Raw genomic sequence first — 15,588 nt, 5'->3', positions numbered from 1 at the left:
GAAGTCCGCATGCCGAAGCTCAACAGCAACGACGCCGTTCATCTGCTGGCGGCGTGGGCCGTCGCGGACGGCGGCAGGGCCGTGGCCGGTGAGCCGCTGCTGGAGGTGGAGACCTCCAAGGCGCTCGAGGAGGTGGCCGCGCCGGCGGACGGACTGCTCGAACAGGTGGCGGAGCCGGGCCGGGAGTACCCGCCGGGCGCGCTCCTCGCCCGCCTGCACGCGGACGAGGAGGCGCTCGCCGCCGCCCGCGGCCGTACGGCCGCCGGCCCGGAGCCGGCCCGTGCCGCCGCCGGCGCCGGCGCGGCGGCGCCCGGTCTGGTCGTCACCCAGCCCGCGCGGGCCCTGCTGGCCGAACTGGGCATCCCCGAGTCGCGGGCACGGGAGCTGGGCGTGCCCGTCGTCCGCCGGGCCGACGTGGAGCGCCTCGCGGCGGGGATCGCGGGGACCGGGCGGCCCGGTGAGGACCACGCCGCGCCGGCAAGGTCCGCCCGGGCCGGCACAATTGACGGTCCGTCACCCAGCGTGCCCGCCCCCGCCGTGGCGGCCGACGCGGTCCCGGCCGACGACCCGCCCGGAACCGTCGTCACCCCCCTCACCCGCGTGCAGCGGGCCGTGGCCGCCACCGTCACCGTCTCGCACCGCACGGTGCCCGCCGCGTTCACCGTGGTGGAGGCGGACCTCACCGACGCGCTCGCCGCCGGGCGGGAGCTGAGCGCCGCCGCCGGCTCCCTCGTCGGACCGGCCGAGCTCACGCTCGCCGCCCTGGCCGCGCGGCGCGAGCACGACCCCGCCTGCTTCGCCTCGCTCACCCCTGACGGCACCGCCACCCGGCTGCTCCCCGGCGCCCACATCGGCGTCACCTTCGACGTGGGCGCGGGACTGTACGTGCCCGTCGTACGGGACGCCGACCGGGCCGGGCTCGGCGAGATCTCCCGCACGGTGATGAAGTTCCGCATGGCGGCACTGCGCGGCGCCTTCCGCGAGAGCGACCTGAACGGGGCCAACATCACCCTCACCCTCCACACCGAACCCGGCGTGGTCTTCGCCGTGCCGGTGGTCTTCCCCGGGCAGGCCTGCGCGCTGTCGCTCGCGGCGCCGCGAGCCGTGGCGGTCCCGGACGGCGCCGGCGGCTTCCGGGAGCGCAGCCTCGTGCAGCTCGGCGCCGCCTACGACCACCGCCTGGTGAACGGGCGGGACGTGACGGCACTGCTCACCGGAGTGCGCGACCTGCTCCAGGACCCGGCACGGCTCGAGGAGGCGACGGGATGAGCGACCAGGACACCGCAGCACCCGGGACCCGGCCCGCCACCGGGGCCGCGCCCGGCCCCGACACCGCAACTGGCACGGCAACCGCACCCGGCCCCGACACCGCACCCGGCCCCGAAACCACGTCCGGCCCCGAAACCACGCCCGCCGACACAACCCGGGCCGCCCCCGCCGACCCAACCCGGGCCGCCCCCGCCGACCCAACCCGGACCACCCCCGGCGCCCCGCCCGACCGCCGTGAGATGGCCCTCCGCCTCCTCGCCGCCCGCCGGCGCACCACCGCCCCCGGCGGTGCCACGGGGCTGCCCCGGGCGCCGAGGGACGGCCGTCCGCTGGTGTGCTCGGCCGAGCAGCGGCGGATCTGGCTGGCCGAACTCGTCGCCGGACCGGGCGCGGTCCCGCCGGTGACCGCCGGACTGGCGCTGGACGGGCCGCTCGACCCGGAGCGGCTCACCGCCGCGCTCGCCGCCGTCCTGGGCCGCCACCCGGTGCTGCGCGCCCGGTTCGCCGCCCGCACCGGCCCGGACGGCCGGCCGGACGCCGAACCGTGGCAGACCCTGCCCGCCGATCCGCCCACCGCGGCCGAGACGGCCGTCCTGGTCGAGACCCTGGACCTGACGCCGTTCCCGGAACCCGAACGGGAGGACATCGCCCGCGGCATGGCCGTGTCCGCCGCCGGACAGCCCTTCGACCCGGCCACGGGCCGACTGCTGCGGCTGACCGTCCTGCGCCTGGCGGCGGACCGGCACCGGCTCCTGCTGGCCTGCCACCACCTCGCCGCCGACGGCGCCTCCGTCGCGGTCCTGCTGGACGGGCTCGCCACCGCCTACCGGGACGGGCCGCACACCGTGCCGGCCGGCCCGGAGACCCCCGACTACGCGGACTACGCCCAGTGGTCCGGGGACCGGCTGGAACGGGTGCTGCCCGACCGGCTCGCCTACTGGCGCCACCAGCTCGCCGGCGCCCCGCCGCGGCTGCTGCCCGACCTCGCGCCCCCCTCCCGCCCCGTCCGGGCGGGAGGACGCAGCACCGCCACGGCCGTCGCCCGGGTCGACGCCGCCACGCTGGAGGCGCTGCGCGGGGCCGGCCGGGGAGCGCCCCTGACGGCGCACACCGCCCTGCTGACCGGCTACCTGATGCTGCTGGCGCGTGCCGCCCGCACCGCCGAGGCGACCGTCGGCGTGGTCTCCGGAGGCCGCCCGCACCCGGAACTCGCCACCACCGTCGGCTGCTTCACCGACCTGCTGCCATTGCGGGTCAAGCTCCACGGCGACCCCGGCTTCCGGACCCTGGCGCACCGCGTCCGCGACGCGCTCGCCGCCGCGCTGACGCACGCGGCGCCCTTCGACCGGATCGTCTCCGCGGTCGCGCCGCGCCGCGCTCCGGGCGTGCACCCGCTGTTCCAGGCGCTGTTCGTGGAACGGGAGGAGGGCGCCCGCGCGGCCACGGGCGGGGCCGGGAGCGGCTGGGGCCCCGGACTGGCCTCCCGCCCATGGGGCCAGGAGGTCGACGGCACCGCGTACGACCTCACCCTGGCCGCGACCACCGGTCCGGGCGGCGCCGAACTGGTGCTGACCTACCCGCGCGACCGGTTCGCCCCCGGGGCCGCCGGCGCCTTCACGGCCGAACTGGCCGATCTGCTGCGCCTGTCGGCGGAGAATCCGGACGCTCCCGTGAGCCGGCTGCGCACCCCGGAGGCGTGGCGGCCCGCCCCGGCCCCCGACGGCGCCCCGTCCGAGTCCCGGCCGGCCCCCGGCCCCAACCCCCTCGGCGCGGAGGCCGCCGCCGACGCGGAGGACCGCGCCGTGGACGGCGCCCACGCGCCGTCGCGGGCCGCCGGGACCGCGTCCGTCACCGAGGCGGTGTGCGCGCTGTGGGCCGAGGTGCTGGGCCGCCCCGGCATCGGCCCGGACGACGACCTGTTCGCGCTCGGCGGCGACTCCCTCGCCGTCGTACGGATCGCCGCCCGGACCGAGGACCGCTTCGGCGTGCCGGTGCCCGCCGTCCTGTTCTTCGAGACTCCCACCCCGGCCGCGTTCGGCGCGGCCCTCGCCCGGCTCGTCGAGGAGCACCGCCATGGCTGACCGCGAGTACCCGCTGACCCCGGTGCAGGAGCGGATGTGGTTCCTGCACCGGCTCGACCCCGACGACACCTCGGAGAACCTGACCACCGTCCGCCTGCTGCGCGGCCCCCTCGACGCGAGCGCGCTGGAGCGCGCCCTCGCCGCCGCGGCGGCCCGCCACGAGCCGCTGCGCGCCTGCGTCACCGACACGGACGGAACACCCGTGCAGCGCGTCACCGCGACCGGCCCCGTCCTGGTCCGGCACGACCTGCGCGGCACGCCCGAGGCCCGCCGGGAGGCCGTACGGCGTGCGGAACTGCGCGGCGCCGAGCCCTACCGGCTGGACCGCGCACCGCTGTTCCGCGCCGAGCTGTACCGGGTGGCCGACGACGAGCACGTCCTGCTGCTCGGCGCCCACCATCTGGTCTCCGACGGCTGGTCCATCCAGCTGCTGCTGCGCGAACTGGCCCACTGCTACGCCGCGTTCGCCGCCGGAGGCGAGCCGGAACTCCGCCCGCTCACGGCCGGCTACGGCGATCACGTCATGTGGCGGCGCTCCCGGCTGGCCGGTCCCGAGGCGGACCGCGCCCTCGCCCACTGGACGGCCGAACTGGCCGAGCCGCCCGGCCCGGGACTGCCCCCCGGCTCACCCGTCCCGCCCGGCGCGACGGAGCCCGGACCGTCCGCCCCGGCCCGCGCACGGGTGGACGCCGCGACCGCGGACGCCGTCGCCGCACTGGCGGGGCGGCACGGCTGCACGCCCTTCATGGCGTGGCTGGCCCTGTTCCAGATCCTCGTCGGACGGCACACCGGGCAGGAGGACGTCGTCGTCGGCACGGCCTTCGCGGGCCGTGAGCGCGCCGAGGACGAGGAACTGGTCGGCTGCTTCACCGCCGTACTGCCGCTGCGCGCCGACCTCGGCGGCGAGGTGACGTTCGCCGGGCTGCTGTCGCGCACCCGGCGCACGGTCACCGGCGCGCTCACCCATCCGCACGTTCCGTACGAGAAGCTGCTCGGCACGCTCGGGTCCGCGCGCGGGGCCGGTCAGCCGCGGCTGTTCCGCTCCTGGTTCAACCTGCACACCGAGAGCGCGGCGTCCGCAACCGGCGACGGCGGCGAGGAGTTCGGGGCGGGGACCGGGCTGCGCATCGAGCCGCTGCGCACCGACCCGCCGCCGACGCCGTTCGACCTGTCCCTGGACGCCTGGCCCGCACCGGACGGCATCGACCTGGTCCTCATGCACAACCCCGCGCTGCTCGCCCCCGGGGCCGCCCAGGCGCTCCTGGACCGGCTGCCGCTGCTGGCCCGTGCCGCGGCCGCCGACCCGGACACGCCCGTGGACCGGCTGCCGCTGCTCGCCCCGGACGAGACCGGCGCCCTGCTGCGCGGACCGGACGTCCCCGGCACGGCCGCCGGGGAGACCGTGGTGACCTGGCTGCTGCGTCAGGCCGCCGCCACGCCCGACGCCCCGGCCCTGGAGGACGAGTCGGCGGGCCTGGTGCTCGGTTACGGCGACCTGCTCGCCGCCGCCGACCGGGTCGCCCGGCAGCTGCGCGCCGCCGGGGCGCTACCGGGCACCCCGGTCGGCCTGGCCGGGGCCCGGTCGGCCCAGACCGTGACCGGAATGCTGGGCATCCTGCTGGCGGGCTGCGCCTACCTGCCGCTGGACCCCGGCCTGCCCGAGCCCCGGCTTGCCGCCATGCTGCGACAGGCCGGCGCGACGGCGGTACTGGCGGGCGCGGGGAGCCGTACGGTCCCGGGCGGCCCGCCCACCGTGGAACTGCCCTCCCTCACCGCGGCCGCGGACCGGGCGGACGAGCCCGCACCCGAGCGGCCCGCCGCCCCCGCGCCCACCGACCCCGCCTACGTGCTGTACACCTCCGGCTCCACCGGCGAGCCCAAGGCGGTCGTGGTGCCGCACCGGGCGCTGGCCGTGCGGGTCGGCTGGATGCGCGAGGCCTACCGGCTGGGGCCGGGGGAGCGCGTGCTCCAGTTCGCCTCGCTCGGTTTCGACACGCATGTCGAGGAGATCTTCCCGGCGCTGTGCTCCGGCGCGACGGTGGTCCTGCTGCCCGTGCCGTCCGCCGAACTGCCGGACTGGCTGGCCGGACCCTCCGGCGACCGTGTCACCGTGCTCGACCTGCCCACCGCCTACTGGCAGGAACTCGTCGCGGCCGGCGACCGCGTCGTCTGGCCCTCCGCGCTCCGGGCGGTCGTGCTCGGCGGCGACCAGGTGCACTCCCGGGCGGTCGCCGCCTGGCGGGAGCGCTTCGGCGACCGCGTCGAACTGTGGAACACCTACGGCCCCACCGAGGCCGCCGTCATCGCCACCGCCGCCCGCCTCGGCCCCGACGACGCCCTCGTACGGCCCGGCATCGGCCGACCGATCGCCGCGACCGGCGCCTATGTGCTCGACCCGGCCCGCAGACCGGTACCCCCCGGCGTGCCCGGCGAACTGTGGCTCTCCGGCGACGGGCTGGCCGACGGATACGCCGGCAGCCCGGAACTGACGGCCCGTCGATTCACCGAGGACCCGTTCGGCCCGCCCGGCGCCCGCATGTACCGCACCGGCGACCTGGCCCGCCAACGGCCCGACGGCGCACTGGAGTTCCTCGGCCGCACGGACCGTCAGCTCAAGGTGCGCGGCCACCGGGTGGAACCCGCCGAGGTGGAGGCCGCCCTGCTCGGCCACCCGGCGGTCGCCGAGGCGGTCGCCGGACTGTACGACGACGCGGGCCGGCAGAGCCTCGCCGCCTGGATCGTGCCGCGCCCCGGCGCCGAACCGGAAGCGGCGCAGCTCCTGCACCACCTGGGCGGCCTGCTGCCCGGCCACCTCGTGCCCAGCGCCGTCGTCGTGCTCGCCCGGATGCCGCTGACCTCGCGCGGCAAGATCGACCGCGCCGCGCTGCCCGCGCCCGGCGCCGCCGGCCAGGCCGCCGGGCGCACCGGTTCCGGTACCGCGCCCCGCACCGAGGCCGAACAATTGGTGGCCGAGGTGTGGGAGGAGGTGCTCGCAGTACGGGGGATCGGCGCCGACGACGACTTCTTCGCCCTCGGCGGGCACTCCCTGCTGGCCCTGCGCGCCGTGGCCCGGCTGCGCGCCGCCCTCGGCGTCGACGTCCCGGTGCGCACCCTGTTCACCGCGCCCACCGTGGCGCAGACCGCCGTGGCCGTGGAGGACCTGCTGCTCGCGGACATCGCCGCGCTGAGCGACGCCGAGGTCGAAGAGATGATCAAGGAAGGGGATCCGGCCGTATGAGCATCGTCGACGACAGACCGCAGCCGGAGGACCGCCACGACGCCCGCGGCACGTCCGCCGCCCGCGCCGAACTGCTGGCCCGGAGACTGCGCCGGGCCCGCACCGCCGCCCCGGCGCTCACCGTGCCCCGGCGTCCCGAGGGCGCCGAACCGCCGCTGTCCTTCGCCCAGGAACGCCTGTGGTTCATGGACCGCTTCGTCCCGGACACCACCGCCTACACCGTGCCGCAGGCGGTCCGGCTGCGCGGGCCGCTGCAACCGGAGCGGCTGGAGCGCGCGCTGCGGCGGGTGGTGGCCCGCCACGAGAGCCTGCGGATGCGTTTCCCGTCCGACGCCGACGGCCGCCCCCGCGTCGAGGTCACCGCGGACGGCGGCGTCCGCCTGAACGTCCGCACCACACCCCCCGAGGCCGACCCCGCCCGGCGCGAGGCCCTTCTCGCCCGCTGGATCGACGAGGAGATCTCCCGCCCCTTCGACCTGGCCACCGGCCCCGTGCTGCACGCCGCGCTGCTGCGCGCCGCACCGGACGAGCACGTGCTCGTCCTCGTCCACCACCACATCGTCTCCGACGGCTGGTCCAGCGAACTGTTCCTGCGCGAACTCCTCGCCGCCTGCGCCGACGACGCCCCCGAACCGCAGGCCGACCCCGAACCGGCCGTCCGCTACGGCGACTTCGCCGCCTGGCAGCGGGAACGCTACCGGGGCGAGGTGCGGCAGGCCGACCTGGACCACTGGCGCGCCCGGCTGGCCGGGGTACCACCCCTGGACCTGCCCGCCGACCTGCCCCGCCCCGCCGAGCCCACCTTCCGCGGCGCCGGGCAGGGCATCGCCCTCGACGCCGAACTCTCCCGCGCGGTGCTCGACCTCGGGGCCGCGCACGGCGCCACCCCGTACATGACCCTGCTCGCCGCCTACCAGGCCCTGCTGGGCCGCTGGTCGGGCCAGGACGACTTCGCCGTCGGATCCACCGTCGCCGGTCGCACCCTGCCCGAACTGGAGCCGCTGGTCGGCCTGTTCGCCAACGTCCTGGCCCTGCGGGCCGATCTGTCCGAAGACCCCGACTTCGTCACCCTGCTGGGCCGGGTCAGGGACGGCTTCCTCGCCGACCTGGCCCACCAGGAGATGCCGTTCGAACAGCTCGTGGGCGAGCTGGCACTGCCCCGCGACCCCAGCCGCACCCCCGTCTTCCAGACCGCCTTCACACTGCTCAACTACGAGCGCGCCGAGCACGATCGTGCGGGGCGCGCCCGCGCCGAGCACGACCGGACCGAGCACGGCCGCAGCACGCACGACAGGACCGCCGGGCCCGGCGCGGACGCGCCCGAGGTGGCCCACCAGCCGTTCGAGATCCGCGCCACCCGCTTCGACCTGGAGCTGTATCTGCGCCAGACCCCCGACGGGCTGCACGGCTTCTTCACCTACAGCACCGACCTGTTCTCGCCCGCCACCGCGGCCCGGCTGCCGGTGCTGTTCGAGCGGCTGCTGCGGCAGGCGGTGCGCCACCCCGACGTGCCGCTGTCCCGGCTCGACCTGCTGGACGAGGCGGAGCGCGAGACCGTGCTGCGCACCTGGAACGACGTCCCGCAGGAGGTGCCGGGCCCGCACACCCTGCACGGCCGCTTCGAGGAGCGCGCCGCCCGCACCCCCGGCCAGGTCTGCCTGGTCGTCGACGGCCCCGCCGGACCGGACGGCCGGCCCCGCACCGAGGAGCTGACGTACCGCGAACTCGACCGCCGCGCCACCGCGTTGGCCGGCCGGCTGCGCGGCGCGGGCGTCGGACCCGGCACCGTCGTCGCCGTCTGCGCGGAGCGCTCCGCCGCGCTCGTCGCCGCGCTGCTCGGCGTGCTCAAGGCGGGCGGCGCCTATCTGCCGCTGGACCCCGACAACCCGGCCGAACGGCTGGCCGGCCTGCTCGCCGACGCGGCGCCCCCGGTGCTGCTCGCGGCCGACGCCGTCCACGGCCGGCTGCCGCAGCCGCCCGAGGGCACCCGCGTCCTGTCCCTGGACGACCCCGAACTGTGGCGCCCGGACCCCGCCGCCCCGCCCGCGCCGCACATCGCCCCCGACGACCCCGCCTACGTCATCTTCACCTCCGGCTCCACCGGCCGCCCCAAGGGAGTGATCTGCACCCACCGCGGCATCCACAACCGGCTCGACTGGATGCAGCGCGCCCACCCGCTGCACGCCGACGACGCCGTGCTCCAGAAGACGCCGACCGGCTTCGACGTCTCTGTGTGGGAACTGTTCTGGCCGCTGCGCGAGGGCGCCCGGCTGGTCATGGCCCGCCCCGGCGGCCACCGCGACGGCGGCTACCTGCGCGACGCCGTACGCCGGCACGCCGTCACCACCGTCCACTTCGTGCCGTCCGTGCTGGCCGTCTTCCTCGCCGAGGACGGCGTCGAGCGGTGCACCACGCTGCGCCGGGTGATCTGCAGCGGCGAGGAACTCCCCGCCGACCTCGCCCGCCGCTTCCTCGACCGCTTCCGCTCCTGCGAACTGCACAACCTCTACGGCCCCACCGAGGCCTCCGTGGACTGCACCGCCTGGCCCTGCACCCGCGAGTCGCTCGCCGGCGCGCACCGCGTGCCCATCGGGCGCCCCGTGCAGAACATGCGGATGTACGTCCTCGACCGCAACCGCCGGCCCGTGCCCGTCGGCATGCCCGGCGAGCTGTACATCGCCGGCCCCGGCGTGGCCCTCGGCTACCTCAACCGGCCCGACCTGACCGCGCAGCGCTTCGTCCCCGACCCGTGGGGCGAGCCCGGCGCCCGCATGTACGCCAGCGGCGACCTCGCCCGGCACCGGCCGGACGGCGCCCTCGAATACCTCGGCCGCACCGACGACCAGGTCAAGCTGCACGGGCTGCGCATCGAACCCGGCGAGATCGAGGCCGCCCTGCGCGCCCTGCCCGGCGTCGGCGCGGCGGCGGTGGTGGTGCGCGAGGACCGCCCCGGCGACCGGCGCCTGGTCGCCTACCTGGTGCCCGGAGCACCCGGCGACCCGGCCGAAGCACCCGGCGACGCCCCGGAACCCGGCCGGTCGGACGACGTCCTGGAAGACGGTCCGGACGGCATGGCCGCCGACCCGGGTTCGCTGCGCCAGGCGCTGCGCCGCACCCTGCCCGACTCCATGCTCCCCTCCGCCTACGTCGTCCTGGACGCCCTGCCCATCGGCCCCCACGGCAAGCTCGACCGGCGGGCGCTGCCCGCGCCGGTGCGGGGCGCCGGGGGCGGCGGCGGGGCGCCGGCCACCGACGCCGAACGCGCCGTCGCCGAGGTGTGGGCCCGGATCCTCGACGTACCCCTGCCGGACCGCGACGACGACTTCTTCGCCCTCGGCGGGCACTCCCTGCTCGCCATCCGGATCATCGCCGCGCTGCGCCGGGCCCTGCCCGAGGCGGCCGGGGTCACCCTGATGGACCTCTTCCGGCATCCCACGGTCCGCGGCCTGGCCGCCCACCTCACCACGCCGGAGGCCGAGCGCGGCCCCGCCCGGGTGCTGCACGAACTGACGCCCACCCCGCCGCCGGGCCGCACACCGGAGCTGACCGTGGTGGCGGTGCCGTACGGCGGCGGCAGCGCCGTCGTCTACCGGCCGCTCGCCGAGGCGCTGCCGCCCGGCCACGCCCTGTTCGCCCTGGCGGGCACCGGCGAGGAGATGGGACTCCAGGGCCGCCGCACCGCCCTCCCGGAACTGGTGGACGCGGCCGTCGCCGAGATCCTGGAACGCGTGCACGGCCCGCTCGTCCTCTACGGCCACTGCGGGGTCGGCGGCGCCCTGGTGATCGCCCTCGCCCTCGCCCTGGAGGCGGCCGGCCGGCCGGTGGAGGCCGTCTACGCCGGCGGCATCTTCCCCTTCGCCCGGCCCCGCGGTCCCGTGGTGCGGATGCTCGACAGGCTGGAACGATTCGGCAGCGACCGCCGCTACCGGGACTGGCTGATCTCGATCGGCCTGAGCATGGACGACGTCGAACCGGCGCAGGCCCGCCGCATGGTGCGCGACATGCGCGCCGACAACCGGGACGCCGAGGAATACTTCACCGCGCTGCTCCAGGACCGGGTGGAACCGCTGTCGGCGCCGGTGATCTCGGTGGTCGGCGAACGCGACGACATCACCCTGTACCACGAGGAACGGTTCCGCGAGTGGCACTTCGTCACCCGCACCAGCGCCCTCGTGGTGCTGGACGAGGCGGGGCACTACTTCCTGAACTTCCGCGCGCCCGAACTGGCGGACATCATCACCGGCGTCCACCCGGCCCTGACCGCGCCGGCGGACGCGGGCCCGCCGCAGGCGCAGGCCGGCACACCGCGGCCGACCGCCCCCGCCGCACCGCGGCCGCAGGCGCGGACGTGGCGACTGGCGGACGTGTCCCACGGCGAGGAGCCGCTGTCCGGCGGCGGGCCCGGTGAGGAGGGCGGCTCGCATCCCGGTGGGCGGACGCCGTCGCCGTCCCCCGGCCCTCGCCGGCGACGGGACCGCCGTCCGCCCGAACCCGCGATGCCCCGCTTCCTCGCCGTCGCCGCCGGGCAGCTCGTCTCCATGGCCGGCACCGCCATGACCGAGTTCGCGCTGCCGCTGTGGGTGTTCCTCGGCAGCGGTTCGCTGCTCGAGCTCGGCCTGCTGTCCTCCCTGGCGCTGGTGCCGGGCCTGCTCGTGGCCCCGCTGGCCGGAGCCGTGGCCGACCGGTTCAGCCGACGACGCGTCATGATCGCCGCGGACGTCGCCGCCCTGCTGATCCAGGGCCTGATGCTGACGCTGCTGCTGGCCGGGGCGTTCACCGAGGCCGTCCTGTACCCGCTGATGACCCTGCTGTCCGTGGCGCTGACCTTCCAGCGCATCTCCTGGGCCTCGGCCGTCCCGCAGCTCGCGCCCAAGCAGTACCTCGGCCACGCCAACGGCCTGGTGCAGGCCGGCGCCGGGGCGGTCCAGTTCGCCGTCCCCCTGCTCGCCACCGCCGTGCTGGCGACCGTGGGACTGCGCGGCATCCTCATCATCGACGTGTGCAGCTACGCCGTCGCCATCGCCGTCACCGCCTCCTTGCGGTTCCCGGCCCGGCTGGGCTGGCGGCGCCGCGAGGGCGTCGGCGAGGAGATCCGGGCCGGCTTCCGACTGGCGATGAGCACGCCCGGCTTCCGGGCCATGCTGCTGTTCTTCGCCGTGACGAACCTGCTGCTGGGGCCGCTGCTCATCTTCTTCCAGCCGCTGGTCCTCGGCTTCACGGGCCTGGGCGAGGTGGCCCGGGTATCGCTCGCGGGCGGGGTGGGCATCGCCGCGGGCGGCGCCCTGATGGCGGTCTGGGGCGGGCCGAAACAGCGCAGGATGACCGGCGTCCTGCTGGCCTTCCTCGTCCTGGCCGCCTGCTGCGCGGTCACCGGACTGCGCCCGTCGCTGCCGCTGGTGGCCGCGGGGGTGTTCGGCCTGTTCGCCGGACTGACCGTGATGAACGCGATCTACGCCACGATCATCCAGGTCAAGGTGCCCGCCCGCTTCCACGGCCGGATCTTCGCGGTCAACACGGTGTTCGCCTGGTGCACCATGCCGGTGGGCTTCCTGCTGCTCGGTCCCGGCGCCGCCGCGCTGCTCGGGCCCGCGATGGAACCGGACGGGGCACTGGCCGGCACCGCGGGCCGGATCCTGGGCACGGGGGAGGGCCGCGGACTGGGCCTGATGTACGTGCTGTTCGGCCTGGCGCTCGTGCTCGTGGTCCTCTGCGCCCGGCGGATTCCGGCGCTGGCCCGCTTCGACGCCGAGGTGCCGGACGCCAGGCCGGACGACCTGGTCGGCCTCCAGGCCCTGCGCGCCCGCCGGCTGCCGGACCCGTCGCTCGACGGTCCCCCGGGCGCGGACGGACATGCGGCCACGGACGGTCCCCCGGCCACGGGCGGACGCGACGCGGTACCGGTCAGCGCGTCCGCGCGGCACACGGGAGGCTGACGGACGGACAGGCGGCGGGGGGAACGGGCCGGTGGCGGGGGAGCGACCGGTGGCGAGGCGAGCGGACCCGGCGCGACGGGTTCCGCGCACTCGCCGCCGGTCCGCCCCTAGCGAGAACCGCCCTCCGGCTTCCGCCGCAGCAGATAGGTGTCCATGATCCACCCCTTCCGCTCCCGTGCCTCCGCGCGCACCCGCTCGATCCGGGGCGCCGCCTCGGCTATCGGACCCGAGACGAGGATCTCGTCCGGCGTGCCGATGTAGGCGCCCCAGTAGATGTCGATGTCCTGGTCGGCGTACCGCAGGAAGGTCTGGTGGGCGTCGAGCATCACCACCACGTCGTCCACCCCCTCCGGGAAACCCTCCGCGAGCCGCCGTCCCGTGGTGATCTGCACCGGCCGGGCGACCCGGTTCAGCCCCGTGCGATGACGGGCGACCAGCGCGGAGACACTGCTGATGCCGGGGACCACGTCGTACGTGAAGTCCACCCTGCCGCGCCCGCGGACCTCCTCCAGGATGCCGAGCGTGCTGTCGTACAGCGCGGGGTCGCCCCACACCAGGAACGCGCCGCGCTCCTGTTCGCCCAGTTCCTCGACGATCAGCCGCTCGTAGATGTCGGCGCGGGCGCTGCGCCAGTCGCCGACCGCCGGCGAGTAGGCAGCGCCGCCCGCCGAACGGTCGCGCTCCGGGTCGCGCGCCTCGACCACCCGGTACGTCCCCCCGGGTATGTGCGCGTCGAGCATGTCCCGGCGCAACCGGGTGAGGTCCGACTTGACCTCGCCCTTGTCCAGCAGGAAGAACACGTCCGTGTCCCGCAGCGCCCGGACCGCCTGGAGGGTCAGCTGCTCGGGGTCGCCCGCGCCGATACCGATGACATGAATCTTTCGCACGCCCAGAGTCTGCCGCACCCCACCGACAGTGCCTCCACCGCCCGGACGATCACGCTCCGAGCAGCCGCGGCGCGTGCTCCCGCGCGTCCACCGCACGCCCCTCGCCCTCCACGACGCCCGCCAGGTCGCGGGCCCAGCAGCCCAGCCCCGCGAGATCCAGCCCGTACGGCCGCCCCCGCCCGGTGACGTCCGCCCACTCCTCGACCGCGCCCGCCCCGCGCCGCAGCAGCCGCGCCCCGCCGGTGACGTTGCCGCGTGCCGCGTGGGTGAGCCCGACGGCGAGCTGGGCGAGGCCGCGCCACAGGCCCCGCTCCTCGGCCGGCCCCGACTTCCAGGCGTCCTCGAACACCTCGTGCGCGTGGAACGGCTTCCCGGCGTCCAGCAGCGTCTGCGCCTCGGCGACGGTGTCCTCCGGCGTCCGTGCGACCCCCTCGGGCTGCCGCTCCACCCCGTCGGCCCCGTACGGCAGCGGCCGCCCGAGCCCGTCCCGGGGCCGCGCGCTGCGCGCCCGCCCTTCGTCGTCCCGGTCCCGTGCGCCGCCGAGTCCTTCCGATCCACCCATGCCCCCGATTGTCCCGCCCGGCCACGGCTTCGGCTCCACGGGGGAGGTGCGGTAAAGTTCTGTCCGCGCGTCCCCGTGATCGCACGGGCGGCGCGCATCGGGACGTGGCGCAGCTTGGTAGCGCACTTGACTGGGGGTCAAGGGGTCGCAGGTTCAAATCCTGTCGTCCCGACTTGTGAGAGTCGCAGATCAGGGCCGGTTTCGGAGTCGTCCGGGATCGGCCCCGTCGTACGCGCCCACGGCTACAGATGCGGGTCGTCCGCGGGGCCGGCCGTCTCCACGGCGACGGCTCGGGCGCGGACCACATACGGCCGGGAGAAGACGGTGACCGCGACGGAGATCGCGGCCACGGCGCTGATGGCCGTGCCGGGGGTCAGGTGCTGGGCGGCGCCGCCCGCGAGCGCGGCTCCGAGGCCCTGCCATGTCATCCGGCCCGCCGATTCGACTCCCTGGACCTGGCCACGGACCGGGTCGGGGGTCAGCTCGAGAAGCTGCTCCTGGAGTGGGAGGGTGGCGGCGAACCCGGCGCCGGCGACGAACACCGCGGCTGCCGCCAGTGGCGCGGGCGGGTGGAGGGCGAACAGCAGGTAGGGGATCGCGAGCAGCAGTCGCAGGGCGAACGCGTGGCGGCGTCGCTGCTCGGCGGTGAGCAGCCGTCCGACGACCAGGTCACCGAGGAGCATGCCTGCCGATCCCGCGGCCAGGAAGGCGCCGGCCTGGTCGGGGGCGTAGGAGATGAACAGGGCCTCGCAGCCGACGATCAGGCCGTTGGGGACCCACAGGTTCAGCAGCAGGGCGCGTTGGCCGGAGTGGGAGAAGAGCGCGACGTTCGTCGTCCAGGTCCGGCGCAGTCCGGGGCGACGGGCCGGACGGATCGAGTGCTCCCGGACGGTCACCGCCACGACGGTCGATCCGGCGCCGGTCAGGGCTGCCGCGGCGACGAAGATCTCCTGTGGGCTCATGTACCGCAGCAGGACGGCTCCGACGGCGTAGCCGAGGACGGCCGTGCCGCCCGAGGTGATGTTCATCAGCGAACGCGCCAGTGCGTACGCGGAGGCCGGCACCACCTCGGCGATCAGTCCCATCCGTGTTCCGGTCGCCAGGGACTGGAAGAAGCCCGGCACGAGGAGCAGACCGAACCGCGCGGCGAGCGGCAGCCCCGGAACCGCCTGTGCGGCGACACCCACGAGCGAGAGGCACTGGAGCGCGACGAGGGTCCGGCGCGGGCGGCTTCCGTCGGCGACCGACATCAGTGTCAGCGCACCGAGTACCGTCGCGAACGCGGCGCCGTACATGCTCACGGCCGTCAGGAACGGCGACCGGGTCTCACGGCCGACCAGCGTGCCGAGCGCGAAGCCGGACAAGGTGCTCGCGGTGACCGTCAGGATCAAACTGGCGTACAGACCGGCGAATTCATGGTTGCGGAGCAGGTCGCGGTAGGTGGTGGCGGGGTGTGCGCTGGACGCGGAGGTGTGGGAGGGCATGAAAAAAGCCTCCGGACGCACCCGTTGGGGCGCCGAAGGCCGACGCGGTCATTGTAGCGGTCGGCCCGGACCCCCCGGTGGCCGCGGCGTGTGTCGGCGGCCCTGGGTCCGGTCCGGTCCGATCCGCATCGGCT

Annotated in this window: 7 protein-coding genes and 1 tRNA gene; 5 read left to right on the top strand and 3 right to left on the bottom strand. The window is 76.3% G+C overall.

Annotation, left to right across the window (positions count from 1 at the left end):
* Nucleotides 1-9 precede the first annotated feature (9 nt).
* Genes ACZ6KF_RS24105 through ACZ6KF_RS24090 form a run of 4 tightly spaced genes read left to right on the top strand, consistent with a single transcriptional unit; the run spans nt 10 to nt 12,521 of the window.
* On the top strand, nt 10-1,269 hold the full coding sequence (locus ACZ6KF_RS24105) for a 2-oxo acid dehydrogenase subunit E2 (protein WP_469239995.1): 1,260 nt from the start codon (nt 10-12) through the stop codon (nt 1,267-1,269).
* Complete coding sequence (locus ACZ6KF_RS24100; RefSeq protein ID WP_469239993.1) at nt 1,266-3,350, top strand: condensation domain-containing protein; 2,085 nt, start codon at nt 1,266-1,268, stop codon at nt 3,348-3,350. Before ACZ6KF_RS24105 ends, ACZ6KF_RS24100 begins: the two co-directional genes overlap by 4 nt.
* Nucleotides 3,343-6,588 (top strand): amino acid adenylation domain-containing protein, encoded by a 3,246-nt coding sequence (locus ACZ6KF_RS24095; protein ID WP_469239991.1) that lies wholly within the window; start codon nt 3,343-3,345, stop codon nt 6,586-6,588. The genes ACZ6KF_RS24100 and ACZ6KF_RS24095 overlap by 8 nt, the downstream gene beginning before the upstream one ends.
* Complete coding sequence (locus ACZ6KF_RS24090; protein WP_469239989.1) at nt 6,585-12,521, top strand: non-ribosomal peptide synthetase/MFS transporter; 5,937 nt, start codon at nt 6,585-6,587, stop codon at nt 12,519-12,521. The genes ACZ6KF_RS24095 and ACZ6KF_RS24090 overlap by 4 nt, the downstream gene beginning before the upstream one ends.
* Before the next feature lie 107 nt (nt 12,522-12,628).
* On the opposite strand, the gene cobF is transcribed toward ACZ6KF_RS24090, so the two are convergent.
* Together cobF and ACZ6KF_RS24080 are read right to left on the bottom strand one after the other, a co-directional pair.
* The gene (gene cobF, locus ACZ6KF_RS24085) at nt 12,629-13,408 is read right to left on the bottom strand and encodes a precorrin-6A synthase (deacetylating) (protein ID WP_356631095.1); all 780 of its coding nucleotides are present in this window, start codon (nt 13,406-13,408) and stop codon (nt 12,629-12,631) included.
* 49 nt (nt 13,409-13,457) lie between these two features.
* Nucleotides 13,458-13,970, bottom strand: a complete 513-nt coding sequence (locus ACZ6KF_RS24080) for a DUF309 domain-containing protein (protein WP_469239987.1) — start codon at nt 13,968-13,970, stop codon at nt 13,458-13,460.
* 98 nt (nt 13,971-14,068) lie between these two features.
* Between ACZ6KF_RS24080 and ACZ6KF_RS24075 the strand changes: the two genes are divergently transcribed.
* A tRNA-Pro gene (locus ACZ6KF_RS24075) sits at nt 14,069-14,142 on the top strand.
* 70 nt (nt 14,143-14,212) lie between these two features.
* Here the strand turns inward: ACZ6KF_RS24075 and ACZ6KF_RS24070 are convergent.
* Nucleotides 14,213-15,454: an MFS transporter gene (locus tag ACZ6KF_RS24070; protein ID WP_469239985.1), complete on the bottom strand. Its 1,242-nt coding sequence runs from the start codon at nt 15,452-15,454 to the stop codon at nt 14,213-14,215.
* Between the last annotated feature and the right edge of the window lie 134 nt (nt 15,455-15,588).

The sequence above is a fragment of the Streptomyces sp. NPDC046379 genome (genome assembly GCF_055587785.1).
This window is presented reverse-complemented; position numbering and strand designations above follow the sequence as displayed.